Here is a 24,698-nt window from a genome sequence, read left to right as displayed (position 1 = left end):
CGCAGGCCAGCAGCGAGTTCGAGCGGTTCGTGGTCGCCTACCTCGGTGACGCGACCTTCATGCGGCACCGTGTCGGACAACGAGTCACCCAGGCTCTCGGCCGGGCCAATCGCACCGCGACCGACCGCTCGCTGTACCTGGGACTCGACCCGACGTTCGCCCAGATCCTCGCCGACCCAGCGGTTCGCGCGTCCATTCCCGAAGGCACACAGCCGATCGTTCGCGCCGCGCTCGAACTCTACGACCAGGGCTCGGTCGCCACGACCGACGCCTGCCGGGCGTTCTGGCAGGTGGCCCAACCGTCCGGCCCCACCGAACCCGTCAAGCAGGCAACGCCGCGGCGACGGCCACGCCCAGGACGTAGCACCGGCGGCAGCGGTGAGGTCGCTAGCGCCGACGCTGAGGTGTCGGCGGCCACCGACCTGTGGATCGGCGACCACGGCCGCGCTGCTGAGCGAGCACGCGAAGCCGCGGACCTGCTCGCATCCGCCGGAGAGACCGAGCACGCCGCGTTCTGGCGCTACGTCCAAGCCCACGCACTGTTCGACCGCGGACGGAACGAGGACCTCGCCGCCGCGCGCACCGCCCTCGAAGACGCCACCACCAACGGGCCTCGCACCGCGTGGTTCCGCCGGTTGGGCCGCACGGTCGCCGACCTCAAGGGACACGAGCGCACCGCTGACGACACCGACCGCCTCTTCCTCGTGTGGGATGAATGGCGTCGTGAAGCCGGAGGCCGGCTCGACCGCGCACTCTCCGACGGGCGCACCCTGCTCGCCGGCAGCCACGATCAGCAATGCGACGGCCTCAAGGTGCTCGCACGTCTGGTCGGAGCCAGTGGAGAACGACCGCCCAAGACCGAACAAAGCGCCACCGACTGCCGGTGGACCTGGTCAACCGTCAAGCGCGGCGAACGTCGCGTTTGGGAGGTCAAGACCGGCGAACCGCACCCGGTGTCCCGCGGAGACGTCAACCAGCTGCTCGGCCAGATCGAAGTCGAGACCAAGCGCGCAGCCAAGACACGGGTCTACGGCTGCTTGCTCACCCCGGCCACCACCGTCCAGAGCGACGCCGCCGAGGCAGCCCGCGACAGGATCACCCTCATCAATCACGACGCCGCCGTCCGGCTCTACAACCTGCTGGCCGACCGCCTTCAGCAGTACGCAGCGCTCTGCGGCGACGGCAACGCCGAAGCCCGCGGCGAGGCTCGCACGAAGATCGAGGCCACACTGCCGCCTGACGGCTGGCTGGGCAAACTGCTCTCCCCAACCCTCGGGAAGATCATCACCGTGGACGACGTGGCGAGCTTGTTCCCCTCGCGCTGACCCGGCCTTCACCGCCGTCATCCTGAGTTCGACCGGGCCACGGCCGCAGGCGGCAACTGTTCGCGATCATCGGAATGGACAACCGCAAGGTGCCGTTGTGGGTGCATCCTGCCGTCTCCTGCAGGTGTGGCGAGGTGCTGGATCGCTGGTTCGGGATCGTGAATGACCACGATCCCGGCGACAGCGTCGGTAACCCACGTTGGCGGGGTCCGGCCAGCGAGCAGGTCTTGGACATAGGCCGGAGGTCGGTGACGTAGCCCGCCGAGGACGTGCGCCAGGTAGGGCACGCCGAAGTGGCCGCGATCACTCGGTAGGTGAGTGAACACTGCGTCTTCAACGCCGTCGTCTGCGTCTTCCGACAGCGCCGCTGAGAACTGTCCCATGCGGATGGAGTGCACGGCTTCCAGCATGGTCTTGGCGACCCGCCGGGCGCCGAGCTGCGGACGGCGCATGAACTCGGCGATGTCCGGGTGAACAGCCGCTAGGGGAGGCAACGGTGGCTGTGAGCGGCCGGGGTCAGCGACGTCCTCAAGTGGCAACGACCAGTGAAACGCCTCGACCGCGACGTTGTCACGCACCCGCGGCATCAGGTAGTGCGGGATGATGCTGGGCACGATCGACACCCCGGCCCGCTCCCGGTCGCGGCAGTTGGCGCCATCGTGATGCGTCAGTCCGCAGGCGAGGCCCGCACGGTATGCGGGCGTACCGCAGTACAGGACGTGAGCAGCCGGGACGCTGAACGTCATGGATGAGACGAGGAGCTTGTCGATCTGCGCGGGCTCGGTCTTCCTGCGGCGGTAGCCGAAGTCGACGTGCCAGCCGGTACCGCGGCGCTTCAGGATCTTGGCCTGGGTCAGCAGTCCGAAGCTGGTCCCGGTCGTGTCGATCCACCACCACAACCAGTCGGCGCCCACGGCGCTCTCTTGCCGCTTGGTGAACTTCCAGTACCGGACATCGGGAAATGCTTCCGTCAGCAGGATGTCCGTCGCGGTTTCCTCTGCCCACATGTCCTCGGCCTGGAGCACCTTCGACATGTGCTGGTCGACGGCGAGACGCCCGCGCTGGAACGCCTGGTACGGATCAGGCCGCCCATCGCCGCTGATCATCCTGCTCTCCAACCAATCACCCGGAGCGGGGCAGGCGCCTGGCCCCGCTCGTGCTCACCGAACGATCCTTCCACGGCCGGGGCAACCGGCCACGCTGGCGAGCACCGCCGCTCACGTCACGCCGCCAAGGCCGTCGGCACACCCCTCGCCGCATCCCCAGCGCCCGCGTCGACCGGACCCCCTGCGACCTCGGCTTGGTACTCCTCGCGGACAGCCTTGACAAGCCGCCGCGCCCGAGTCGCGCCAATCCCAAGCCGTACACGAAGCGTGTCCGCGGAGATCGGCTTCTGGTGAGCAGCACGGTGCGCCGCGTCTTCTCGCCGTGCCTGCGCCAAGAGCGCTTCCGGTGTCCGCCCAACGACTGGTCGCTCGCCACCTTGCTGCGGGACGTCCTCGTCGAGTTCGGGCCCCGTCTCCGGCGCACCGTCATCCGAGTCCACAGGGACAGCCGGCTCAGGCCGATCGCCTTCGCGTGCGGCTGGCACATGACTCGTTGCGCCGATCGCCTGCAATAGGCCAGGGCCGACCTCCGACCAGCCGATCAGGAGGAGTGGCCCTACCGCGTCGAAGGCCGCCTTACCAAACTCGCCTGCGACCAGAGGCTCTGCCACGTTCAACGCGAGCGTGACCACGCTTGCGAAGATCAGCAGCCGACGAGCAGGCCGCAGCACCTCCGGGGATGCACCGGCGAGCGCCAGGTGCCGTGTGCCGAGCAGCAGCCCGAGGATCGAAAGATCAACAGCGGGAGCCACCAGTGGCGCGACCCAGGCGGGCACGCCGAGCCGGAGCGCAAGGTTGAGGACGTTGCCGAAGCCGAAGAGAAAAGTGAGGCCAACGACGATGCCCATGATCACGGTGACGGCTTGAACCACAGCAGCCCTCTCCGAGCCTGATCGCGTCGACACAACTGCACGCCTGGTCATCGAGCACCACCTGCTTCGACGCGCGGACGCCCGTGGGTGTCTCGGGTGGGGATGCCGCGTTCACGCAGCTTATTCAGCACGGTGGTGTGGTTGACGCCGAAGTGGTCGCCGACTCGCGCCAGGGACCAGCCGAGCTTGTAGAGGTGGATGGCGTCGTCGACCTGCTCAGGCGAGAGGCCGCGGCGGCGCATCGGCACGCCGTGCCGGTGGAGGATGTTGCTGACCGTCCGCCGCTCGATGCCGAACCGGTCACCGAGTTCGTACACCGTCGCGCCGGACCGGTAGTCAGTGATCAACTGCTCGACTTGATCGGCACGGAGTTGCCGGGCCCGGCGAGGTCGGTCGCGCTTGATCACGGTCGGCTCGGGGGTATCGAGGCTGGGAAGCTTCTCGCGGAGCTCTTCCAGCGCCCTGACCTGGTCTTTTATGTTCGAGTAAGGTCCCCTAACCTCCACTCGATCGAAGGCGCATCCTGCTCGGCGGGATGCGCCTTCGCTGTTTTCGATCCTCGTATTTCTTCTGGGGGCGCAGCCCCCAGACCCCGCCCGGGGCGATCCCCGGACCCCCATCGCTGTCGTTCCGTGTTCGAGTAAGGCCACTAACCCCCGACGTGGTTGCGTTGGTCGGGCGACCGGGCAGTTGGTCTGGTCAACAGTAAAAAGGGCCACCCGCGACGCGGGTGGCCCTTTTGGTTGTGTGGCGAGAGTTGTGTGACTCTCTCCACTTTGGATGCCCGGGGAGGGGTTTACTCCGCGGCCTCCTGTAGGGCGCGGACCTCGATTCGTGAGCTCAGGGCGGCGGAGACCTGCTCGGCCCACGTCAGCGCTTTCTCCTCGTCCGGGGCGTCGATGATCCAGAACCCGCCGACGTACTCGGCGGCCTCCACGAACGGCCCGCGTGTGCGCTTGGGCTCCTCGCCGCTGGCGTCGACCGTGATCGCGGTCGACGGTGGCTGCAGGCCGCCCGCGGTGACGAACGCGCCGGCCTCCTTCAAGTCGCTGTTGAACTTGTCGACGGCGGCCATCACGGCCTCCAGCTCGGCCGGATCGAACTCCTGCATCGACTCCATCGTCGGCTCCTCGGCCGACTCGTGCGGAATGGTGAGGAAGTACTGCGGCATCGGGCAACTCGCTTTCTGTTCGTCATCGTCGGCTCTTGCGGATCTTCACGTCGTCGAGGCAGGTCAGGCTGATTTCGACGATCCGGCCCTGCAGGCCCCGTGCGCGCATCCCGGCCTCGGCCAGCTCCTGGGCTTCCAGCTGGGCGGCGAGGTCGGCGTCCTCGGGGCTGTCCTCCTCGACGTGGAGCAGGTAGCGGAACTGGTAGCCGATGAGCTGCGGCGTGTAGAGGAACGTCCCTTCCGGGGTGAAGCGGGAAGCGAAGACGTCGTGGGCCTCCTGCTCCTCGAGCAGCCGCTCCCGTTGCGGGGCGGTGAGGTTCTCGAACCGGCCCCGGACCGTGACCCGATACGTGCGGCTCATCCCCGCTCCTTCCGGGTCGCAGCGTCGAACAGCGCCACGATCTCCGCCGTCAGCGCCTCGATGTCCGCGTCGCCCCCGAGGAGGTGGGCGGCCGTGTTGTCCAGCACGGTGCGCAGCGCGAACGCCATCGTGGTGGTGTCGAAGGCGCGCATCTCGCCGCGGCGCTGACCGTCCTCGAACAGCGCGATCAGATCACCCAGCGACGCGGCCACCCGATCGCCGTAGTGCCGCCGATCCTCTCGGCTCAGGTACTCGACCACGGCGATCAAGGCGCCGGCCGAGTCCGGGTGCTGGGCGCAGTACTCCAGGAAGGCGCGGATGTACGCGGCCAGCCGTTCGCGGCTCGACCCGGGCCCCATCAGGATCTGCCCGAGCTGCGGGGCGAGCTCTCCCGCGACCGTCTCGGCGACCGCCGCGACCAGCTCGTCCTTGCCGGAGTAGTTGCCGTGCACGGCTCCCCTGCTGAACCCGGCGTGCTCGGCGACCGCGTTGAGCGAGGTCGCGGACACCCCGGACCGCGCGAACAGCCTGATCGCCGACGCGATCAGCCGTCGGCGGGTCTCCTCCTGGCGCTCCTTGCGCGTCATCCGGACCGCGGGCGCGTCTGCCGTCTCCACGAATTCAGGATACAGGCCTGTATCTGAATGTCGACCTGTATCCGAATCGGTGTCAGGAGTCGTGTCAGTGCGGTGACCGGGCCGTGTCAGGGCGGCCGTCGAAAGTGGTCGTCATGACAGAGGCGATCACGGCTTCCGGGCTCCGGAAGTCCTACCAAGACAAAGTCGTGCTCGACGGGATCGATCTCAGCGTTCCGGCGGGCACGATCTTCTCCCTGCTCGGGCCCAACGGGGCCGGCAAGACCACCACCGTCAACGTCCTGACCACGCTGATCAAGGCCGACGGCGGCACCGTCCGCGTCGCCGGGCACGACATCGCCACCGAGGCCAAGGCGGTGCGCTCGGCGATCGGCGTGACCGGCCAGTTCGCGGCTGTCGACGAGCTGCTCACCGGCCAGGAGAACCTGCAGCTGATGGTGGACCTGAACCGGGTCCCGGCCAAGGACGGCAAGCGCGTCGTCGCCGAGTTGCTCGACCGGTTCGACCTGGCCGGCGCCGCCCAGAAACCCGCGTCGACCTACTCGGGTGGCATGCGCCGGAAGCTCGACCTGGCCATGACGCTCGTCGGCAACCCGCGGGTCATCTTCCTCGACGAGCCGACGACCGGTCTGGACCCGCGCAGCCGCCGCACGATGTGGGACATCATCCGCGACCTGGTGGCCGACGGCGTGACCATCTTCCTCACCACCCAGTACCTCGAGGAAGCCGACCAGCTGGCCGACCGCGTCGCGGTGCTGGACAAGGGCCGCCTGGTCGCGCAGGGCACCCCCGACGAACTCAAGCGCCAGATCCCCGGCACCCACGTGCGGCTCCGGTTCGCCACGGCCACCGAGCTCGACTCGGCTGCCCGGATCCTGCCCGACGCCACCCGCGACGACGACGCGCTGACCCTCCGCGTGCCCAGCGACGGCGGCACGAAGTCGTTGCGCGCCTTGCTCGACCGGCTCGACGAGCACTCGCTCAGCGCCGAAACCTTCACCGTCCACACACCCGACCTCGATGACGTCTTCCTCGCCCTCACGGGCCACACCACGGAGGTGGTCGCGAAATGAACAACCAGTCGCTCGTGATGCTGCGCCGCAACTTCAAGCACATCGCGCGGAACCCGGTCACCGTCTTCAACGCGGTCCTGATGCCGATCGTGGTCATGGTGATGTTCGTGTACATGCTCGGCGACGCGTTCAGCGTCGGCGTCGACTACGTCGACTACGCCACACCGGGCCTGATGCTCCTGGCTGTCTGTTATGGACTCGGCGGTGTCGCGACCGCGGTGAGCTCCGACATGACCAAGGGCATCATCAACCGGTTCAAGGTCATGGACGTCTCCCGTGGCGCGGTGCTGAACGGGCACGTCATCGCCAGCGTGCTGACCAACCTGCTCGCCATCGCGGCGCTCGTCGGCGTGGCGTTCCTGCTCGGGTTCAGCCCGTCGGCGGACTTCCTCGACTGGCTGGGCGTGCTCGGCGTGGTCGTGCTGCTCGGTCTCGCGACCGGCTGGCTGACCGTTGCGCTGGGACTGGCGGCCAAGTCGGTGGAATCCGCGGGGATGGCGTCGGTGCCGCTGGTCATGCTGCCGTTCTTCAGCAGCGCGATCGTCCCCGCCGACAAGATGGGGCCGGGCCTGCGCGAGTTCGCGGAGTACCAGCCGTTCACGCCAGTCATCGAAACCCTGCGCGGCCTGCTCAACGGCTCGCCCGCCACCGGTGACCTGATCGCCGCCCTCGCCTGGTGCGCCGGCATTGCGCTCGTCGGCTACCTGTGGGCGTCCGCCACGTTCAAGAAGCGAGCGTGACCGCGATCAGCTCGCGCCAGCTCGTCTCCCGCCCCTCCTGAACCGCCTCGGTGAACCGCGTGTCACCGAGGCGGTTCCGCGTTTCCTGCTCGATCCGCGCCACGTCCGGCTGCGAGCGGTCCGGCAGACCGCGCAGCGCGTCGCTCGCCGCGAGCAACCGGACGGCCTGCTCGGGTTGTCCGCCGCGCAGCGCCAGATCCGCGGCCCCGACCAGCGTCTGGGCGATCATGAGCGGGTGCCCCGCCTCGGCCGCCGCTTCGACGGCCGCCGCGCGGTGCTCCCTGGCCTCGTCGAGGTCCTCGGCGAGGTAGCCCAGCAGATCGTGCGTCATCACGCGGACGGCCGCCCGTTCCGCATTGTCGCTCAGCATCTCCGTCACGATGCCGAGTTCCCGGCGCGCCTGCTCGGTGTCGCCGCGCCAGCGCGCGAGCTCCGCCTTCGCCAGCGCCAGCTCGGCCAGCGCTTCCGGCCAGGCGATCCGGTCCGCGTACCGCTGCGCCTCGGCCATGGCGGACGCGCTGCGCTCCGCGTCGCCGAGCACCCAGTACAGCTGGGCCTGCCGCGACCGCATCCGCACGACGTCCTCGACGGCGCCGACCTCCTTGACGACCGCGATCGCCTGTTCGTAGTGCTCGCAGGCGCGGGTGAACTCACCGCGCGTCGCGATCCGCTCCGCCAGCTCGGTCTGGGCGAACGAAATGCCCCAGCGTTCGCCGATCGCGCGGAACTCGGTGAGCGCCGCCTCCAGGTAGGTGTCCGCCTCCCGGCCGCCGTGGCCGAGCTGCACCCGCATCTTCCCGAGTTGCAGCCGGGCCAGCGCGCGCACCCACGGGTCGTCGTCGGTGATCTGGGGCTCGAACGCGGTCAGCATCGCGTCCGGCCCCTCCAGCAGGCGCTCCATCGCGCCGGCGAACCGCAGCGACGGCGGCGGGTTGGGCACGCGCCGGCTGATCTCGTACGCCTTGTGGATCCACTCCACCGCGTCGAACTGGTCGCTGCCGCGCCCGGAGGTCATGAACCCCGACACGAACGCGTACACCACGCCGCGGGTCTCGTCCGCCACCTCGCCGGGCATCGTGGCCGCCGCCAGGATCAGCTCGTTGCCCTCCGCCTTGTGCCCGGCGAGCCACCAGTACCAGCCCGCGGCCGCGGCGAGCCGCATCGCGCCCGCCGCTTCGCCGGCCGCGATCGCGCCGCGCATCGCCGCGGCGATGTTGTCGTGCTCGGCCTTGAGCACGCCGAGCCATTCCAGTTGTTCGGCGCGCAGGAGGTGCGGCTCCGCGGTTTCCGCGAGTTCGGTGAAGTACGCCAGATGCGCGCGGCGCGCCGCCTCGGAATCGCCCGCTTCGGCGAGCCGTTCGTCGGCGTACTCCTTGATGGTGCCGAGCATCCGGTAGCGCGGGGCGCCGTCGTCATCGGTGACCACCAGCGACTTCTCGGTCAGCGCGGTCAGCAGCTCCAGCACCTCCCACGATTCGATCTCGTCGGTGGCGCAGACGCGCTCGGCCGCTTCCAGGCTCGCGCCGCCGGAGAACACCGAGAGCCGGCACAGCACCGTCCGTTCGGCGTCGCTGAGCAGCTCCCAGCTCCAGTCGATCAGCGCGCGCAGGGTCCGCTGCCGGGGCAGCGCGGTGCGGCTGCCGCCGGTGAGCAGGCGGAACCGGTCGTCGAGCCGGTTGGCGAGCTGGTCGAGCGACATGGTGCGCAGGCGGGCCGCGGCGAGTTCGATGGCCAGCGGGATCCCGTCCACCGCCCGGCAGATGCGTGCCATGGCCGACAACGTCTGGGCGTCGGTGCCGAGGTCCTTGCGCACCGCGGCGGCCCGGTCGCGCAGCAGCTGGACGGCCGGGGCGGCTTCGATCTTGCCCGGGTCGGCGTCGTCCGCGGGCAGCGCCAGCGGCGCGACCGGCCACAGCGCCTCACCGGTGATGCCGAGGGGTTCCCGGCTCGTGGCGAGGATCCGCAGCCGGCGGCACTCGCCGAGCACCCGGTGGGCGAACTCCGCGGCGGACCCGACCACGTGCTCGCAGTTGTCCAGGACCAGCAGCACCGTCCGCTCGCGGAGGGCGGCGATGACGCGGTCGGCCGGGTCCGCGTCCGGCGCGTCGCCGAGCAGCGCGTCGCGTAGTTTCAGCGCGGCCAGCGCCGCCTGCGCGACGTCCCCGTCCGCGCCGAGCGGGGCGAGTTCGACCAGCCAGGTCCCGTCGGGGAAGTCGCCGAGCAGCGTGCGCGCGGTCTCCGTGGCCAGCCGGGTCTTCCCCGCGCCGCCGGGGCCGATCAGCGTGGTGAGCCGGTGTTCGCCGATCAGGTCGCGGACCGCGGTGACCTCGGCGTCCTTGCCGACGAAGCTGGTCAGCTCGGCGCGCAGGTTGGTCTTCTGCTTCTCCGCGGGCCGCTCCACCTCGCCCCGCAGCAGCGCGACGTGCAACGCGGACAGCTCCGGCGAGGGGTCGACGCCCAGCTCGTCGGCCAGGGTTTCCCGGGTGCGCTCGTAGACGAGCAGCGCGTCGGTGTCGCGGCCGGTGGCGACCAGTGCGCGCATCAGCGCGGCGACCAGCCGTTCCCGCACCGGGTGCGCGGCCACCAGATCGGTCAGCTCGGTGACCAGATCGGCGCCGTTGCCGAGGCGGATCTCCGCGTCGAACCGGTCTTCCAGCGCGGTCAGGCGAAGCCCCTCGAGGCGGGTGACCGCGGCGTCGAAGGCGCCGCTGTCGGTCAGGCCGACGTCCTGCATGGCCGGACCGCGCCACAACGCGAGGGCCTCGCGCAGCCGCTGCGGATCTTCGTCCTCGCGCGCCTTGCCGACGAGGCGTTCGAACTTGACGGCGTCCACCGCGTCGGGCTCGATCCGGAGCCGGTAGCCGTCCGTCTGCCCCTCGACCGACCCGGCGGGCAGCGCCTTCCGCAGCCGGGAAACGAGGCGCTGCAGGGCGTTCACCGCGTCCGACGGCGGCTGCTCACCCCAGATCCAGTCGATGAGCGCCGCCTTCGGGACGACGCGGCCCGGCTGCAGCGCGAGGGCGACCAGCAGCCCGCGCAACCGGGCGCCGGGCACGTCGGCGAAGCCGCCGTCGTCCGTGCGAACTTCGAATGGACCGAGCATTCCGACCTGCACCCGGCCGATTCTGCCAGTCGGCCGGCGCCGGGCTCGGCGATCGGCGGTTTTTCGTGTTGGGTGGGAGCCGTGACTTGGCGGGGAACCGCGACGCTGCGCCCTGGCCGGCTCGGCTACCGCGGGACGGTGGGGGACGCGCACCGGCACCGGCACGCCGCCGTGCAGGTGGTGCTCGCCGACGAGCCGGTGCGCTTGCGTGGCGCGGACGGCGACGAGTGGTGCCGTTCGGCCGTGATCCCGGCTGGCGCCGAACACGAGATGCACGGTGGCGCGGCCGGGCAGCTGATCTGGGTCGACGCCACCGGCGTGCTCGGCCGGTCGCTCCTCGCCCGGGTCCGCGGCACTGGCCTGCCCGCCGGATCACCCGCGGCGTGGCGGGCGGCAGGCGAATCCCTGGCTGAAGGCTGGGCGGACGAGCCCACCAGCCTGCACCCCGCGTTGCGCAGGGCGGTCGAGGCCGTGCCCGCGATGCTCGACGCCACCGTCCCGCTGACGGAAGTGGCCGGCGTGGCCGGGATCTCCGCGTCGCGCCTCGGGCACCTGTTCCGCGACGAGATCGGCTTGCCGTTCCGCGCGTACGTGCGGTGGGCCCGCCTGCAGCGCGCGATCGAGCACGCCCGCACCGGCGCGACGCTGACCGACTCGGCCCACGCGGCGGGGTTCGCGGACAGCGCGCACCTGACGCGCGTCTGCCACGACATGTTCGGGCTCGCCCCGTCCGCCCTGACCCGCGGCGTGCGGTGGGAGTAGCCAGTTCGTTCAAGCCGGATCGGTCCGCCTGCGGGCAGGGTCGGCGGCATGCGAACCCTCGTCCGGTACGGCTACGTGCCGTTCATGCTCCTCGTCGTCGACGGCGCGGCCATCGCCCTGGCGGCCGGCGGTCATCCGAAGCTCTGGCTGCTCGGCCTGCTGTTCGTCGCGGTGGGCGCGTCCTTCGCCGCCGAACGCGTCCTGCCCTACCGCGACGACTGGAACGTCCCGCACGGCGACGACCGGCGAGATGTCGCCCACGCCGTGGTGAACGAAACGCTGACGCTGGCCGGTCTGGCCGTGCTCCCGGCGCTCACCGCGGTCGCGTCGATCGACGGAATCTGGCCCGGCTCGCTGCCGTTCGCGGTGCAGGTGCTGATCGCCGTCCTCGTCGCCGACCTCGGGATCACGCTGGTGCACCTGGCCAGCCACAAGGTCCCGGCGCTCTGGCGGCTGCACGCCGTGCACCACAGCGTCAAACGCGCGTACGGGTTCAACGGGCTGATGAAGCACCCGCTGCACCAGACCCTGGAAACCGCCGCCGGTGTCGCGCCGCTGGTCCTGCTCGGCATGCCGTCCGCCGTCGCGAGCGTGCTCGCGCTGTGCGTCGCGGTCCAGCTGCTCCTGCAGCACTCCAATGTGGACTACCGGGTGGGGCCGCTGCGCGCGGTGCTCGCGCTGAACCAGGCGCACCGGTTCCACCACCTCAAGTGGGCCGGGGCCGGCGACGTCAACTTCGGGCTGTTCACGCTGCTGTGGGACCACTGCCTCGGCACCTACTCCTACGACCCGGAGCGGCGGTTCCGCAGCGACGACCTCGGCATGGCGGCGAAGCCGCACTACCCGGACGGGTACCTGGCGCAGCTCGCCGAGCCGTTCCGGCCGAGCGGAGCGTGCACGACGAAAAATATTAGTAACTGATATAACTGGGTGGTGCGCGAGCTGGACATCACCGAGCTGACGGTCGTGATGGAGCGCTTCACGCGCATGAACATCCGCCTGCCCGCGGTGCAGCGGCTGAGCTTCACCACGTTGTCCGTGCTGCACACGCTCGCCACCCGCGGGCCGAAGCGGCTGGGCGAGCTGACCGCCGACGAGCAGGTCACGCAGTCCGCGATCACGCAGATGGTGACCAAACTGGAGCGCGAGGGACTCGTCGAGCGGCTGCCGGACCCCTCCGACGGGCGGGCCGTGATCGTGCGGATCACGCCCGACGGCGCGGCGATCGTCGAGGGGCGGCGCGCCGAGCGGATCAAGCACCTGGAGCGGCTCGCCGCTCAGTTGCCGCGTGCGGAACGGACCGCGATCGCCGCCGCCCTGCCCGCCCTCCTGCACCTCGTAGAACTGGGGGAACAGTGAAACCGACGCCCATCCACGTGCCCGGCGAGGTGCTCGACGACCTCCGGCGGCGGCTGGAGCTGACCCGCTGGCCGGACGACCTCGGCAACGAGGACTCCGCCTACGGTGTGAACCGCGCGCTGCTCCAGGAACTCGTCGAGCACTGGCGGTCCGGTTACGACTGGCGGGCGGCCGAGGCGGCGATGAACGCCTATGACCACTACCGCGTCGAGGTCGGCGGCGTGCCCGTGCACTTCATGCGCAAACCCGGCGCCGGGCCGTCCCCGACGCCGCTGATCCTGCTCCACGGGTGGCCGTGGACGTTCTGGCACTGGTCGAAAGTGGTCGACTCGCTCGCCGAACCCGACGGCGACGGGGAGGCGTTCGACGTGATCGTGCCGTCGCTTCCCGGTTTCGGGTTCTCGTCGCCGTTGCCGCGCGCGGACCTGAACTACTGGAAGATCGCCGACATCTTCCACGAGCTGATGACCGGGGTGCTGGGGTTCGGCAAGTACGCCGTCGGGGGTTGCGACGTCGGCGCCCTGATCGCCGGGCAGCTCGGGCACAAGCACGCGGATTCACTGCACGGCATCCACATCGGATCCGGGCAGAAGCTGAGCATGTTCAACGGCGAGCGCGCGTGGGACATCACCGGCGGGCAGCCGATCCCGCCGGGGCTGCCCGCCGACGCGCACGCGCGGGTGCTGGAGCTGGAGCGGCGGTTCGCGGTGCACCTGACCGCGCACGTGCTGGAGCCGAGCACGCTGTCGTTCGGGCTGACGGACTCGCCCGCCGGGATGCTCGCGTGGATCCTGCAGCGGTGGGTCAAGTGGAGTTCCCCGGAGACGGTGTACCGCAAGGACGACCTGCTCACCCACGCGACGATCTACTGGGTGACGAACACGATCGGCACCTCGATCCGCACGTATGCCAACAACAACCGCTACCCGTGGACGCCGTCGCACGACCGGCAGCCGGTGGTCGAGGCGCCGACCGGCCTCACCCTGGTGAACCACGAAAACCCGCCGGGCGTGTCGACGCCCGGCGAGCGGGTGCGGAACTTCGTGGCGAGCGAGCGGGGTGGCTGGTACAACCTGGTCAACGTGCGCGCCCACGAGCGTGGCGGGCACTTCATCCCGTGGGAGATCCCGGCGGAGTGGGTCGCGGACCTGCGCCTCACGTTCCGGCTGGCACGGGAGAGCTGAGCGGCGCGCGGCGGGTCTTGCGGCGGTGCCGCGTGTGCTGCAGCCACCACTCCGCGATCAGCAGGTTCACCAGCCAGCTCATCCACGTGCCGACGCCGATCGCCTGCTGGAGGGCCACCGCGTCGGACGGGTCGGGCACGAACGCGGCCACGCACACCGTCGTCCACAGGCGGTTGACCACGATGGAGAAGCACAGCGCGAAGCTGCGCACCATCCACTCGCGGTGCTGCGCGTACCGGCGCCGCCGGGCCATCACATAACCCGTCACCGTCGTGCCGAGCCACAGCAGCGCCAGCATCGTGTTCGCCGCGCGCTGGTTCAGCCCGGCCGCCCCCAGCGGCGCCACGGCGAGCGCGGCGAGCCCGCCCGGGATGGCCGCGAACACGTAAATCCGGCCGCTCCACCGGTGCACCTCGGGGTGCTTCTGCCGCAGCCACGGCCACAGTTGCAGCACGGCGGTCACCAGCACCGCCGTGCCCAGGAAGATGTGCGTCACCAGCAGCGGGTAGTGGAACCACGTGCCGGACCGGGCCGGCACGCGGGACTGCGCCGGGTCCAGCCCGAGGTAGGGCGGCAGCGCGTAGGCGAGGAAGGCGACAGTGACGAGCCCGAGTCCGACGAGCGGCGGGCGGATCCGCGTCGAAGCAGTCATGCCACGAGTTTTCGCCCGTGCGGCAACGAGATCACTGCGGTGCACCGGTCGATCGCCGGTCGGGTTGTCCCTACCGCCGGACCAGGAACGGCTCCAGCAGACCGGGTTCCGCGGCGTCGGCGAGCGCGATGGCTTCCGCGGCCGGGACGTCGACGCCGGTGTAGTGCTGACGCCCGGCGGCCGTGGTCGCGGTCAGCGAGATCAGCCCGGCCCGCCGCTGGAAGAACGACCGGTGGAACACCCAGCCGATCACACCCTCGGTCGCGAGCACCTGTCGCCGCCGCACCAGGCTGCCCTGCCGGAACACCAGTTTGCCGCCGATCAGCGCGTGCCCCAGGTTGCGGTAGCGGTCCTCGGCCAGCAACGCGCCGATCGGGAACAGCGCCAGCGCGACCTGCCACAGCCAGGCGGGCCAGTCCGCGAACCACCACAGCAGCGCGCACAGCCCGGTCACGGCCGCCGCGAACAGGAACGCCCGCGTGTGCCGGCGCAGGTGGGCGCGCGGACCGTGCTGGACCAGTTCGGCAGTGGCGGCCGCCGGATCTTCGAGGACATCGCCCGCCACGCGGTGCGCCACCGCGCGCGGGGCGGGCGGCAGCAGCACGGAACCGCTGTGCTCGCCACGCAATCCGGTGGTGATCGCCGAGCAGCGTGCCCCGCGGGCGGCGCGCAGCAGCAGCGGTTCGCTGATCTCGGCCCCGCGCAGGCGGCGCAGCTCGATCGTGGTCTGGCGGGTGGTCAGCAGGCCGCGCGTCACGCGCAGCGTGCCTTCGCCGCGGGCCAGCCGGAAGTTCCAGAACGCCAGCACGTACGCGATCACCGACAGCACGGACACCAGCACGACGGTCAGCACCAGCAGCACGATCACGATGAGCCACACCGGAGTCGACGCGACCCGGCCGACGAGCGACTGCAGCATCCCGAAGTCGTCCTCGTCGATGCGCACCTCGTTGAACAGGTTGGCCAGCGAGCCGACGACCACACCGATCGCGGCGATGCCGGACAGCGTGAACGGCCCGAACCGCACCCACCCCGGCCGCAGTTCGGCCAGCACGTCCACCAGGCCCTCGGTGTGTTCGGTGCGGCGGTGCAGCAGCTCTTCGCGCAACCGTGCGGCATCCGCTGTCGCCAGCGAGTCCAGCGTGACGCCCATCGCGCCCTGCCAGTCGCCGCGGCCGGTGCCGATCACGACCCGGCTCAGCCCGAGGATCCGTTGCAGTGGACGGGAAGTGAGGTCGACCGTGCGGATCCGGTCGCGTGGCACGGAGAGTTCCTTGCGGCTGAGCAGGCCGCGCCGCACACGCACGTGCTCGGCGGTGATCTGGTAGGTCGTGGTGAACCAGCGCAGCAGCCCGGCCGCGATCGCCAGCCCGAGGCCGACGAGGCTCCAGATCTGCCCCTGGCCGCCGCGGCCGATGAACAGCACGCCGATCAGCACCGGCAGCAGGCGCACGACCTCCTGCACCGGGTGGACCGCGAGCATGCGCGCGCTGAGCCGCTGCCAGTCGTCGTTCACGTCGCGTCCCCCGGCGTGGCCTGCGTCTGCGTGGCGAGCTCCTGGGTCAGCCGCTGCGCGACCTCGATGTCGAGGCCGTGGATCTGGACGGGTCCGCGCGCCGAGGCCGTCGTCACGGTCAGGTTCGCCAGCCCGAACAACCGCTCCAGCGGGCCGCGTTCGGTGTCGACGGTCTGGATCCGGGACACCGGCGCGATGCGGCGCTCCTGGTTGATCCAGCCGGACTGCGTGTAGACGACCTGGGGCGTGGTCTCCCAGCGGTGCACGCGGAAGCGCCACTGCGGCATGACGGCGAGGTGCGCGATCGCCACCACCGCGGTCACGGCGAGCGCGACGACCAGCGGGAACCAGCCGGTCAGCCCCAGCCACACGCCCTCGCCGGCGAGCACGACGACCCAGCCGATCGCCGCACGCGTGGCCCAGAACAGCACGGCCTTGCGGCTGACCAGGTTCGCGGGCGGCCGCAGATCCACCACGGGATTCGTCACGCCACCACTTTGCCAGTCAGGCGGTGGTGCTGTCCGGAACTCCGAGCCGGAGGTGCTCGATGTGGTAGACGGCCTCGTCGAGCAGCTGGGCGACGTGGTTGTCGTAGAGGCTGTAGACGATGCTGCGGCCCGAGCGCTGCCCGGTGACCAGGCCGAGGTTGCGCAGCAGGCGGAGCTGGTGGCTGACCGCGGACTGCTCCATGCCGACCGCCTCGGCCAGCTCGCCGACCGCGCACGGCCCCTGCCGCAGCCGGGAGAGCATCAGCAGGCGGCTGGGTGTGGCCAGAGCCTGCAGGGTGGCGGCGACGGTCGCCGCGCTCTGCGCGTCCAGCGACGCTGCCCGCCTGTCCTTGCTGTCGACTCCGTGACCCACGAGACGATTCTAGTCGAAGAACACATGTAGACGTCTTCATGTGTTCGGGTATGCTTCGGCACGTGGTGCAAATGATCGACAGAGCGGCCGCGGTCCGTCCCGCGCGCCGGCTGCTGCTGCCCGAGGTCCGGTGGGCGCTGGCCGCGCTGGTGTTGTTCCTGGCCGGGCTCGCGGCCGACCTCGGTGGCGGCCCCGCTTGGCTGTACTGGGCCCTCTACCTGGGCTGTTACGCCGCGGGCGGGTGGGAGCCGCTGCTGGCGGGGCTGCGGGCGCTGCGCGAGCGGATGCTGGACGTCGACCTGCTGATGGTCGTGGCCGCCGTCGGCGCCGCGGCGATCGGGCAGGTCCTCGACGGCGGCCTGCTGATCGTCATCTTCGCGACCTCCGGCGCGCTGGAGGCGGTCGCCACGCAACGCACCGCGGATTCGGTGCGCAGCCTCCTCGACCTGACCGGCGAGGCGGACAGCTACGAAGTGGGCGACGAGTTCGTGGTCCGGCCGGGGGAGCGCATCGGCGGGGACGGCGTCGTGCTGGACGGCGCGAGCGAGGTGGACCAGTCGTCGATCACCGGCGAGTCGATGCCGGTGCCGAAGGCCGTCGGCGACGAGGTGTTCGCGGGCACCCTGAACGGCACCGGCGTGCTGCGGGTGCGGGTCACGCGCGACTCCTCGGACACGGTGCTGGCGCGGATCGTCGCGATGGTCGAGGAGGCGTCGGCGACCAAGGCGAAGACCCAGCTGTTCATCGAGAAGATCGAGCAGCGGTACTCGGTCGGCGTGGTGGTGGCGACGCTGGCGTTGTTCCTGGTGCCGCTGGTTTTCGGCGCCGGCCTGCAGGAAACGCTGCTGCGCGCCATGACGTTCATGATCGTCGCCTCGCCGTGCGCAGTGGTGCTCGCGACCATGCCGCCGCTGCTGTCCGCCATCGCCAACGCCGGGCGGCACGGTGTGCTGGTCAAGTCGGCTGTGGTGCTCGAACGGCTCGGCACGACGGAGCGCGTCGCGTTCGACAAGACCGGCACCCTGACCGAGGGGTCGCCGCGCGTGGTCGAGGTCCGTCCACTCGGGATGTCCGAAAAGGATGTTTTGCGCCTCGCGGCCGGTGCGGAGCAGGCGAGTGAGCACCCGCTGGGCCGGGCGATCGTCGCGGCCGCGGACCGGGTGCCTCCGGCGCGGGACTTCCGCGCCGAGCCCGGCCGGGGCGTGCACGCGGTGGTCGACGGGCGGCAGGTGTTCGTCGGCCGGGACGACGGCGAGGCGGTGCGCGAGGCCGAGGCGGACGGGCGGACCGCGGTGCTGGTCCGGGTGGACGGCGAACCGGCGGGCGTGCTCGGGCTCGCCGACCGCGTGCGCCCGGACGCGCGCGCCGCCGTGACCGCGCTGAGCTGGGCTTCCCCCGTGCTGCTGACCGGGGACAACCCGCGGGCGGCGGCGCGGGTGGCGGACGAGGTCGGCATCACCGACGTGCGGGCCGGGCTGCTGCCGCAGGACAAGGTCGCCGCCGTCCGGGAGCTCGGCGAGCGGGTCCTGCTGGTCGGCGACGGCGTCAACGACGCGCCCGCCCTGGCCGCGGCCAACACCGGCATCGCGATGGGACGGGCCGGATCGGACCTGGCGCTGGAGACCGCCGACGCGGTCGTCGTGCGGGACGAGCTGACGGCGATCCCCGCGGTCGTCGCACTGGCCCGTCGCGCGCGGCGGCTGGTGCTGGCCAACCTCGCGATCGCGGGCGGGTTCATCGTCGGGCTGGTGCTCTGGGACCTGTTCGGCGAGCTGCCGCTGCCGCTCGGCGTCGCCGGTCACGAGGGCTCGACGGTGCTGGTGGCGCTCAACGGCCTGCGGTTGCTGCGCGAAAAGGCGTGGCGCGGTTGACTCGGGGACATGACGGGGCACATGACACCGGAGGAGTTCCGGCGCTACGGCAAGCAGGTCGTCGACTGGGTGGCCGACTACCTGAGCACGATCGAGGACCGGCCGGTGCGCTCGCCGCTCGCGCCGGGGGAGGTGCGCGACCGGCTGCCGGCGCACCCGCCGGAGCGGGGTGAGCCGTTCGAGGACCTCCTCGGCGACCTGGACCGCGTGATCCTGCCGGGCATCACCCACTGGCAGCACCCGGACTTCTTCGCCTACTTCCCGGCCAACGCCTCCGGCCCGGCGATCCTCGGCGACCTGCTGTCCAGCGGCCTCGGCGTGCAGGGGATGGTGTGGGCGACGAGCCCGGCGTGCACCGAGCTGGAGACCGTCGTGGTCGACTGGCTCGCCGAGCTGCTCGGGCTGCCCGCCGAGTTCCGCACCGACGGCGCGGGTGGCGGGGTCATCCAGGACTCGGCGTCGAGCGCGGCGCTGGTGGCGTTGCTCGCCGCGCTGCACCGGGCGAGCGGCGGGAAGATCCGCGACCACGGCGTGACGGGCACCTACCGGATCTACGTCTCCACCGAGACGCACTCGTCACTGCAGCGGGCCGGCCGCATCGCGGGTCTCGGTGGGGAGAACGTCCGGATGGTGCCGGTGGATCCGGTGACGCTCGCGATGGACGTCGCCGAGCTGCGGCGCATGATCGCCGAGGACGTGGCCGGGGGCGCGGTGCCGGCGCTGGTCTGCGCGACGATCGGGACGACGTCCACCACGGCGATCGACCCGGTCGCGGAGATCGGCGCGGTGTGCCGCGCGGCCGGGGTGTGGCTGCACGTGGACGCGGCCTACGCCGGATCAGCCGCGGTGTGCCCGGAGCTGCGGTGGATCAACGACGGCGTGGCCGAGTACGCGGACTCGTACGCGACCAACCCGCACAAGTGGCTGCTCACCAACTTCGACTGCGGTGTGCTGTGGGTGCGGGACCGGCGGCCGATGATCGACGCGTTGTCGATCCTGCCGGAGTACCTGCGCAACACGGCGACGGAGTCGGGCGAGGTGATCGACTACCGGGACTGGCAGGTTCCGCTCGGGCGGCGGTTCCGCGCGCTGAAGCTGTGGTCGGTGATCCGCTGGTACGGCGCGGAGGGGCTGCGCGCGCACATCCGGAACTGCGTCGAACTGGCCGCGCGGTTCGCCCGCCTGATCGACGCCGACGACGGGTTCGAGCTGCACCCGGGGCACCCGTTCGGGCTGGTGTGCTTCCGGCCCCGGTGGCCGTCGTCCGTTCCCGACCCGGACGCGGAGACCCTCGCCGCGATGGAACGGCTCAACGCGTCGGGCGAGCTGTTCCTGAGCCACACCAAGGTGAACGGGCACGTGCTGCTGCGGCTCGCGGTCGGCTCACCGGCCACCCGCGCCGAGCACGTGGAGGCGGCGTACCGGCGGATCGCCGCCGCGTGTCAGGAGCGGAGGTAGGTGTTGAGCGTGACAGCCAGCGTCTGCTCGACGTCGGAGGACTCGGCGGCCGACGGCAACCCGCCGCGCAGCCACAGCGCGGCGAGGCCGTGCAGCGACGCCCACAGCGACGCGGCGAGCGGACGCGAAGCGGTGCCCCGCCGCCAGCCGACCGCTTGCGCTTGAGTCACCAGGTCCAGGAACTGCTCGAACACCGCGCTGGACAGGCGGGCCAGCGCGGGTTCGCGCACGTCGATCAGGTCCGGCCGGAACATCAGCTCGAACATGGCCGGGTTCGCCAGCGCGAAGTCGAGGTAGCGGCGGCACGCCGTCAGCAGCCGTTGCTGCGGGTTGCCCTCCGGCAGGGCGGCCGCGCGGTCGTGCAGCTCCGCGAACCCGGACGCGGCGACCGCGGCGAGCAGTTCGGCCCGCCCGGCGAAGTGCCGCAGCGGCGCGCCGTGCGAGACGCCCGCCTCGCGCGCGATCCGCCGCAGGGTGACGGCCTCGACACCCTCGCTGGTCAGGACGGCGACGGCGCTGTCGATCAGGCGCTGCCGGGGATCGTTTTCCACGACGCCAGCTCGTCGGCGATGACGGGGAGCAGATCGGGGCGCTTCGGCGCGAAACCGTCGCCGGGCGACCGGCCGGTGAACCAGTTGCGGGTGCGGGTGACCATCACCGGCAGGACCTCGCGCCACACCCACCCGGCGTGCGCGCGCAGGCCGGGGCGCACCGGGTCGCCGGGCAGCGGCTCCAGCCAGGCCGGGTCGTAGTCGACGCCGAGGGTCGTGAGCAGGTGCGCGGCCAGGCGGCGGTGGCCGTACTCGGACAGGTGCAGCCGGTCCGGGCCGAAGTAGCGCAGGTCGTGCACGGCTTCCTCGCCCCACAGGTCGACCACCTCGGCGCCGTGTTTCGCCGCGGACGCGTGGATCGCGTCGTTGAGGGCTTCCAGGCGGTGGCGGATGCGCAGCAGGCCGGGCACGCGGCCGGAGACGTCGCTGAGCGTGAAGACGACGACGGTGGGCGCGGCGCGGGTGAGCATGCGGATGGCCGCGTCCACCCGCTTCGCGACGACCTCGGCGCGGTAGGTGCGGGTCATGACGTCGTTCGCGCCGCCGAAGAGCGTGACGAGGTCGGGCTTGAGGTCCAGTGCCGCGGGGATCTGCTCGACGATGATCTGGTCGAGGCGGCGGCCGCGGACGGCCAGGTTGGCGTACCGGAAGGCGGGGTCGTACTGGGCCAGCGTGGCCGCGGCCAGATCGGCCCAGCCCCGGTAGATGTCGGTGCCCGGGTACGGGTCGTGCAGGCCTTCCGCGCAACTGTCGCCGAGGGCGACGAACCTCTGATAGCCCATTCAGCTCTCCGACATCCGGTGTTCACCTGGTAGACACCTGTGTACCAAGATCTGTAGACGCTGTCTACTCGACCGGATGTCACAGGGGGAGCGGCTGTCTCGTCTCGGGTGCCGAACATCCACCCGGAGCGACCGACGGTCATGCAGAGCGCGGCCAGTTGTTCGGCCACGCCACGCCCGATCCCCTTGTTCGCTCCGGTGACCAGCGCGACCTTCTGCTGTTCGCCCAGCAACAGCTCCTGTGCTGGTCACAACGCCGGCATCACCGGATCCGGGCAGGTCGACCCGGCGGATGCGCGCGACCAGATCCCGAGCACGGTCGACCTGGACATGGTCCGTGCGGTGTTCGAGACCAACGTGTTCGGCGTGATCGCGGTGACCAACGCGGTGCTGCCGCTGCTGCGGCGGTCACCGGCGCCGCGCATCGTCAACGTCAGCAGCCACGCCGCCTCGCTAACCCTGACCAGCGACCCGGACGGCCCCTTCGCGGCGCTGCTGCCGTCCGCGGCGTACAGCCCGTCCAAGACCGCCCTGTGTGCGCTGACCGTCCAGTACGCCAACGAGCTGCGCAAGGACGGTGTCCTGGTCAACGCGGTCGCTCCCGGGTTCGTGGACACGGACAGCAACAACCACACCGGGTTCCTGACCGTCGCGCAGGGCGCCGCGGTCGTGGTGCGGCTGGCCACGCTCGGCCCGGACGGACCGACGGCCGGGTTCTTCGCAGAGGACGGGCCGCTGCCGTGGTAGACCGGGGCGTGATGGACCGCTCCGAGGAGTTCCAGGAGCTGCGGCCGCTGCTGTTCTCCATCGCCTACCGGCTGCTGGGCAGCGTGAGCGAAGCCGAGGACGCGGTGCAGGAGACCTGGCTGCGTTTCGCGACGTCGCCGACCCGGCCGGAGTCGGTCAAGGCGTTCCTGTCCGCGACGGTGAGCCGGATCGCGATCGACGTGTTGCGCTCGGCCCGGGTCCGGCGGGAGGAGTACGTCGGGCCGTGGTTCCCGGAGCCGCTGCTGGCCGATCCGTACGAGGACCCGCAGCGCGCGGCGGAGCTGGCCGACTCGTTGTCGATGGCGGCGCTGCTCCTGCTGGAGCGGCTCAGCCCGCTGGAGCGCGCGGTCTTCGTGCTGCGCGAGGTGTTCGGGTTCGGCTTCCCCGAGATCGCCTCCGCCGTGGGGCGTTCGGAGGCGGCGTGCCGTCAGCTCGCGGTGCGGGCCCGCCGCCACGTCGACGCCGGCCGCCCCCGGTTCGAGGCCGACCGGGCCAAGCGGGACGAGCTCGCCGGGCGGTTCCTCGACGCGTTCCGGAACGGGGACGTCGGCGCGCTGACCTCGCTGCTGGCCGCCGACGTGCAGATGATCGGCGACGCCGGCGGCAAGGCGCCGCAGTGGGTGGAGCGGTTCACCGGGGCGGGCGCGGTGGCCGGCGTGCTGGCGACGCTCATGCCGATGTTCGCGCGGATCGGCGCCCAGGTGGCCGTCCACCCGGTCAACGGCCAGCCCGGCGCGATCTTCCGGGACCGCGACGGCGGGCTGATCAGCATCTGGGCGTTCGACATCGCCGACGGAGTGGTCCAGACGATCCGCACCGTCAGCAACCCGGACAAGCTCGGGCACCTGGCGCCCGTGGCGGACGCGTGGGCTGCCCTCCGGGAAGCCGGGAACTGACCGCGGGCCCGGCGCGGGGGACGCGCCGGGCCCACGGCCCTGCTCACGGCCAGTCGACCTGCGGGGAGCGGTAGAAGTCGATCCCCTGGATCTCCCACCGCGGCGCCTGCTGCGCCAGCCGCTCGCGGTAGCCGTTCCAGTCGTGGGTCGACTTCGGCGACCACCCGATCTCCGCGATGCCGGGCAGCCGCGGGAAGGCCATGAACTCGATGTCGTCGCTGTCGGTCAGGGTCTCCGACCATAACGGCGCCTCGACACCCGCTACGGACGCCTCGCCGACGCCCTGCACCGCCGTCGACGGGTCCCAGTCGTAGGCGTCGGCGACCTCGACGTACCCGGCCCAGTGCAGGCCGAGCGGGCTGTTCTCGTTGTACTGCATGTCGAGGTAGGCCTTGTTGGCCGGCGAAACCACGATCTTGTTGCCCGCCGCGGCGGCCGCCGCCGTGTCCGCGTCGACGCCGTCGGTGTCCCAGAACTGCGGCACCGCGGACACCGGCGGATCGGCCTTCGCGATCTCGTGCCAGCCCTGCGCCAGCTTGCCGTGCTTGGCGACGATCGGGAGCACCTGGCCCATGAACTTCTGGTAGTCCTCGGGGGTCGTGGCGTGGGCCTCGTCCCCGCCGATGTGCAGGTAGCGGCCCGGGGTCAGTGCGGCGAGCTCGCCGATCACGTCGTCGAGGAACTTGTAGGTGATGTCCTTGTCCACGCACAGCGAGCTGAACCCGACCTCGATGCCGGTGTACAGCGGCGGCGCGACGCCGTCGCAGTTCAGCTCCGCGTACGAGGCCAGCGCGGCGTTGGTGTGGCCCGGCATGTCGATCTCCGGGATCACCGTGATGTGCCGGGACGCGGCGTAGGCCACCAGGTCCTTGTACTGCTCCTGCGTGTAGTAGCCGCCCGGGCCGCCGCCGACCTCGGTGCTGCCGCCGTACGTCGCCAGGCGTGGCCAGCTCTTGATCTCGATCCGCCAGCCCTGGTCGTCCGACAGGTGCAGGTGCAGCCGGTTGACCTTGTACTGCGCGATCTGGTCGATGTAGCGCTTGACCTCGTCGACGGTGAAGAAGTGCCGTGCGACGTCGAGCATCGCGCCGCGGTAGGCGAAGCGCGGGTAGTCCACGATCTTCCCGCCCGGGACGATCCACGGGCCGCGCGCCACCTGCCGCGACTCGACCTGCGCGGGCAGCAGCTGGCGCAACGTCTGCACGCCGGCGAACAGGCCGTCGCCGCTGTTCGCGCGCAGCGTGACGCCCTTCTTCGTCACCGTGATCTGGTAGCCCTGGTCGCCGACCCGCGCGGTCGGGCCGAGCTCCAGCGCGATGGACGGCGCCGAGGTGCGCTCGACGACCGGGAGGCGGTACCCGGTCGACGGGCGGAGCAGGCCGGCGAGGTAGTCGGCGACCTGACGGGCGCCGCGGTCGGCCTCGATCGCGGTGGCCGGGGTCAGCCGGAAGTCGGCCTTGGGGTCGGCGATCGCCGACACCGGAACGGGGATCACGTCCGCCAGCGCGCGGGTGCTCGGCGCGGTGGCGGGTTCGCTGGCGAGTGCGGGCTGGGTGAGGGCGGTCAGCGCGAGCGCGGTGGCGCCGAGCAGGCCGGCCAGGGATCTGCGCATGGGTCACTCTCCGCGGGGATCGGGAGCGGGTCCCCTAAAGGTATAGACCAGTGTTCCGGCGCGCGCAATGCCCCGGTTG

General features: G+C 71.3%; 25 protein-coding genes. 11 read left to right on the top strand and 14 right to left on the bottom strand.

The features are described from left to right. Positions 1-1,325, top strand: a 1,325-nt coding sequence (locus tag L2C96_RS34650; RefSeq protein ID WP_237339201.1) for a hypothetical protein, incomplete at its 5' end; no start/stop codon positions are given. A 17-nt stretch (positions 1,326-1,342) separates the two neighbouring features. Here L2C96_RS34650 and L2C96_RS34645 read toward each other — a convergent pair. The 6 genes from L2C96_RS34645 to L2C96_RS34620 all read right to left on the bottom strand — a co-directional run bounded on the left by L2C96_RS34645 (position 1,343) and on the right by L2C96_RS34620 (position 5,452). Beyond that, on the bottom strand, positions 1,343-2,431 hold the full coding sequence (locus L2C96_RS34645) for a DUF6615 family protein (protein WP_098085221.1): 1,089 nt from the start codon (positions 2,429-2,431) through the stop codon (positions 1,343-1,345). Between the two features lie 116 nt (positions 2,432-2,547). Further along, complete coding sequence (locus L2C96_RS34640; protein WP_237339200.1) at positions 2,548-3,279, bottom strand: MATE family efflux transporter; 732 nt, start codon at positions 3,277-3,279, stop codon at positions 2,548-2,550. A 71-nt stretch (positions 3,280-3,350) separates the two neighbouring features. Continuing rightward, the gene (locus L2C96_RS34635; protein ID WP_098085218.1) at positions 3,351-3,710 is read right to left on the bottom strand and encodes a helix-turn-helix domain containing protein; all 360 of its coding nucleotides are present in this window, start codon (positions 3,708-3,710) and stop codon (positions 3,351-3,353) included. A gap of 389 nt (positions 3,711-4,099) precedes the next feature. Further along, positions 4,100-4,474, bottom strand: a complete 375-nt coding sequence (locus L2C96_RS34630; RefSeq protein WP_237339199.1) for a YciI family protein — start codon at positions 4,472-4,474, stop codon at positions 4,100-4,102. Positions 4,475-4,496: 22 nt separating this feature from the next. After that, the gene (locus L2C96_RS34625) at positions 4,497-4,835 is read right to left on the bottom strand and encodes a DUF6204 family protein (RefSeq protein ID WP_237339198.1); all 339 of its coding nucleotides are present in this window, start codon (positions 4,833-4,835) and stop codon (positions 4,497-4,499) included. Beyond that, positions 4,832-5,452: a TetR/AcrR family transcriptional regulator gene (locus L2C96_RS34620; protein ID WP_237339197.1), complete on the bottom strand. Its 621-nt coding sequence runs from the start codon at positions 5,450-5,452 to the stop codon at positions 4,832-4,834. The genes L2C96_RS34625 and L2C96_RS34620 overlap by 4 nt, the downstream gene beginning before the upstream one ends. Positions 5,453-5,565: 113 nt before the next feature. Here L2C96_RS34620 and L2C96_RS34615 point away from each other — a divergent pair, with 113 nt between their 5' ends. Together L2C96_RS34615 and L2C96_RS34610 are read left to right on the top strand one after the other, a co-directional pair. Further along, positions 5,566-6,504: an ATP-binding cassette domain-containing protein gene (locus tag L2C96_RS34615; protein ID WP_237339196.1), complete on the top strand. Its 939-nt coding sequence runs from the start codon at positions 5,566-5,568 to the stop codon at positions 6,502-6,504. Next, complete coding sequence (locus L2C96_RS34610) at positions 6,501-7,244, top strand: ABC transporter permease (protein ID WP_237339195.1); 744 nt, start codon at positions 6,501-6,503, stop codon at positions 7,242-7,244. Before L2C96_RS34615 ends, L2C96_RS34610 begins: the two co-directional genes overlap by 4 nt. Here L2C96_RS34610 and L2C96_RS34605 read toward each other — a convergent pair. Then, a complete protein-coding gene (locus tag L2C96_RS34605; RefSeq protein ID WP_237339194.1) occupies positions 7,228-10,359 on the bottom strand; it encodes an ATP-binding protein in 3,132 nt (1,043 codons plus the stop codon). The genes L2C96_RS34610 and L2C96_RS34605 overlap by 17 nt on opposite strands. Before the next feature lie 69 nt (positions 10,360-10,428). On the opposite strand from L2C96_RS34605, the gene L2C96_RS34600 reads away from it, so the two are divergent. Genes L2C96_RS34600 through L2C96_RS34585 form a run of 4 tightly spaced genes read left to right on the top strand, consistent with a single transcriptional unit; the run spans position 10,429 to position 13,652 of the window. Further along, entirely contained in the window at positions 10,429-11,109 is a 681-nt protein-coding gene (locus L2C96_RS34600; RefSeq protein WP_237339193.1) for a helix-turn-helix transcriptional regulator, read from the top strand. 48 nt (positions 11,110-11,157) lie between these two features. Continuing rightward, positions 11,158-12,030 (top strand): sterol desaturase family protein, encoded by an 873-nt coding sequence (locus L2C96_RS34595; protein ID WP_237339192.1) that lies wholly within the window; start codon positions 11,158-11,160, stop codon positions 12,028-12,030. A gap of 12 nt (positions 12,031-12,042) precedes the next feature. Beyond that, entirely contained in the window at positions 12,043-12,468 is a 426-nt protein-coding gene (locus L2C96_RS34590; protein WP_202961471.1) for a MarR family winged helix-turn-helix transcriptional regulator, read from the top strand. Next, positions 12,465-13,652 carry an epoxide hydrolase family protein gene (locus L2C96_RS34585; protein WP_237339191.1) on the top strand — a complete coding sequence of 396 codons (1,188 nt, stop codon included), beginning with the start codon at positions 12,465-12,467 and terminating at the stop codon, positions 13,650-13,652. The genes L2C96_RS34590 and L2C96_RS34585 overlap by 4 nt, the downstream gene beginning before the upstream one ends. Here L2C96_RS34585 and L2C96_RS34580 read toward each other — a convergent pair. From L2C96_RS34580 to L2C96_RS34565, 4 genes are all read right to left on the bottom strand, one after another. Further along, a complete protein-coding gene (locus tag L2C96_RS34580) occupies positions 13,624-14,304 on the bottom strand; it encodes a DUF2306 domain-containing protein (protein WP_237339190.1) in 681 nt (226 codons plus the stop codon). The two genes, L2C96_RS34585 and L2C96_RS34580, sit on opposite strands and share 29 nt — an antisense overlap. Before the next feature lie 70 nt (positions 14,305-14,374). Beyond that, a complete protein-coding gene (locus tag L2C96_RS34575) occupies positions 14,375-15,820 on the bottom strand; it encodes a PH domain-containing protein (RefSeq protein WP_237339189.1) in 1,446 nt (481 codons plus the stop codon). Next, the gene (locus L2C96_RS34570) at positions 15,817-16,308 is read right to left on the bottom strand and encodes a PH domain-containing protein (RefSeq protein ID WP_235716256.1); all 492 of its coding nucleotides are present in this window, start codon (positions 16,306-16,308) and stop codon (positions 15,817-15,819) included. Before L2C96_RS34570 ends, L2C96_RS34575 begins: the two co-directional genes overlap by 4 nt. Before the next feature lie 16 nt (positions 16,309-16,324). Continuing rightward, positions 16,325-16,681 carry an ArsR/SmtB family transcription factor gene (locus tag L2C96_RS34565; protein WP_020421587.1) on the bottom strand — a complete coding sequence of 119 codons (357 nt, stop codon included), beginning with the start codon at positions 16,679-16,681 and terminating at the stop codon, positions 16,325-16,327. A 71-nt stretch (positions 16,682-16,752) separates the two neighbouring features. On the opposite strand from L2C96_RS34565, the gene L2C96_RS34560 reads away from it, so the two are divergent. After that, entirely contained in the window at positions 16,753-18,552 is a 1,800-nt protein-coding gene (locus tag L2C96_RS34560) for a heavy metal translocating P-type ATPase (RefSeq protein WP_237339188.1), read from the top strand. 21 nt (positions 18,553-18,573) lie between these two features. Next, entirely contained in the window at positions 18,574-20,010 is a 1,437-nt protein-coding gene (locus L2C96_RS34555) for an aminotransferase class V-fold PLP-dependent enzyme (protein ID WP_237339203.1), read from the top strand. Here L2C96_RS34555 and L2C96_RS34550 read toward each other — a convergent pair. Continuing rightward, positions 19,995-20,561: a TetR/AcrR family transcriptional regulator gene (locus L2C96_RS34550; RefSeq protein ID WP_237339187.1), complete on the bottom strand. Its 567-nt coding sequence runs from the start codon at positions 20,559-20,561 to the stop codon at positions 19,995-19,997. The two genes, L2C96_RS34555 and L2C96_RS34550, sit on opposite strands and share 16 nt — an antisense overlap. Continuing rightward, positions 20,534-21,343 carry an SGNH/GDSL hydrolase family protein gene (locus tag L2C96_RS34545; RefSeq protein ID WP_237339186.1) on the bottom strand — a complete coding sequence of 270 codons (810 nt, stop codon included), beginning with the start codon at positions 21,341-21,343 and terminating at the stop codon, positions 20,534-20,536. Before L2C96_RS34545 ends, L2C96_RS34550 begins: the two co-directional genes overlap by 28 nt. 198 nt (positions 21,344-21,541) lie before the next feature. Here L2C96_RS34545 and L2C96_RS34540 point away from each other — a divergent pair, with 198 nt between their 5' ends. Together L2C96_RS34540 and L2C96_RS34535 are read left to right on the top strand one after the other, a co-directional pair. Then, positions 21,542-22,090 (top strand): SDR family NAD(P)-dependent oxidoreductase, encoded by a 549-nt coding sequence (locus L2C96_RS34540; protein WP_237339185.1) that lies wholly within the window; start codon positions 21,542-21,544, stop codon positions 22,088-22,090. An 11-nt stretch (positions 22,091-22,101) separates the two neighbouring features. Next, on the top strand, positions 22,102-23,007 hold the full coding sequence (locus tag L2C96_RS34535; protein WP_237339184.1) for an RNA polymerase sigma-70 factor: 906 nt from the start codon (positions 22,102-22,104) through the stop codon (positions 23,005-23,007). Between the two features lie 43 nt (positions 23,008-23,050). On the opposite strand, the gene L2C96_RS34530 is transcribed toward L2C96_RS34535, so the two are convergent. Next, on the bottom strand, positions 23,051-24,619 hold the full coding sequence (locus L2C96_RS34530; RefSeq protein WP_237339183.1) for a beta-N-acetylhexosaminidase: 1,569 nt from the start codon (positions 24,617-24,619) through the stop codon (positions 23,051-23,053). Positions 24,620-24,698: the final 79 nt, after the last annotated feature.

Origin of the sequence: Amycolatopsis tucumanensis (assembly GCF_021654135.1) — a bacterium.
GTDB lineage: Bacteria > Actinomycetota > Actinomycetes > Mycobacteriales > Pseudonocardiaceae > Amycolatopsis_E > Amycolatopsis_E tucumanensis.
The sequence above is the reverse complement of the archived record's forward strand: the minus strand, read 5'-3'. Positions and strand labels throughout refer to the sequence as shown.

What these genes read in the sequence shown, in the direction of transcription:
- L2C96_RS34645 (WP_098085221.1), bottom strand. Translation starts at nt 2,431, where the DNA reads ATGATCAGCGGCGATGGGCGGCCTGATCCGTACCAGGCGTTCCAGCGC.
- L2C96_RS34640 (WP_237339200.1), bottom strand. Translation starts at nt 3,279, where the DNA reads ATGGGCATCGTCGTTGGCCTCACTTTTCTCTTCGGCTTCGGCAACGTC.
- L2C96_RS34630 (WP_237339199.1), bottom strand. Translation starts at nt 4,474, where the DNA reads ATGCCGCAGTACTTCCTCACCATTCCGCACGAGTCGGCCGAGGAGCCG.
- L2C96_RS34625 (WP_237339198.1), bottom strand. Translation starts at nt 4,835, where the DNA reads ATGAGCCGCACGTATCGGGTCACGGTCCGGGGCCGGTTCGAGAACCTC.
- L2C96_RS34615 (WP_237339196.1), top strand. Translation starts at nt 5,566, where the DNA reads ATGACAGAGGCGATCACGGCTTCCGGGCTCCGGAAGTCCTACCAAGAC.
- L2C96_RS34610 (WP_237339195.1), top strand. Translation starts at nt 6,501, where the DNA reads ATGAACAACCAGTCGCTCGTGATGCTGCGCCGCAACTTCAAGCACATC.
- L2C96_RS34595 (WP_237339192.1), top strand. Translation starts at nt 11,158, where the DNA reads ATGCGAACCCTCGTCCGGTACGGCTACGTGCCGTTCATGCTCCTCGTC.
- L2C96_RS34580 (WP_237339190.1), bottom strand. Translation starts at nt 14,304, where the DNA reads ATGACTGCTTCGACGCGGATCCGCCCGCCGCTCGTCGGACTCGGGCTC.
- L2C96_RS34560 (WP_237339188.1), top strand. Translation starts at nt 16,753, where the DNA reads ATGATCGACAGAGCGGCCGCGGTCCGTCCCGCGCGCCGGCTGCTGCTG.
- L2C96_RS34555 (WP_237339203.1), top strand. Translation starts at nt 18,574, where the DNA reads ATGACACCGGAGGAGTTCCGGCGCTACGGCAAGCAGGTCGTCGACTGG.
- L2C96_RS34545 (WP_237339186.1), bottom strand. Translation starts at nt 21,343, where the DNA reads ATGGGCTATCAGAGGTTCGTCGCCCTCGGCGACAGTTGCGCGGAAGGC.
- L2C96_RS34535 (WP_237339184.1), top strand. Translation starts at nt 22,102, where the DNA reads ATGGACCGCTCCGAGGAGTTCCAGGAGCTGCGGCCGCTGCTGTTCTCC.
- L2C96_RS34530 (WP_237339183.1), bottom strand. Translation starts at nt 24,619, where the DNA reads ATGCGCAGATCCCTGGCCGGCCTGCTCGGCGCCACCGCGCTCGCGCTG.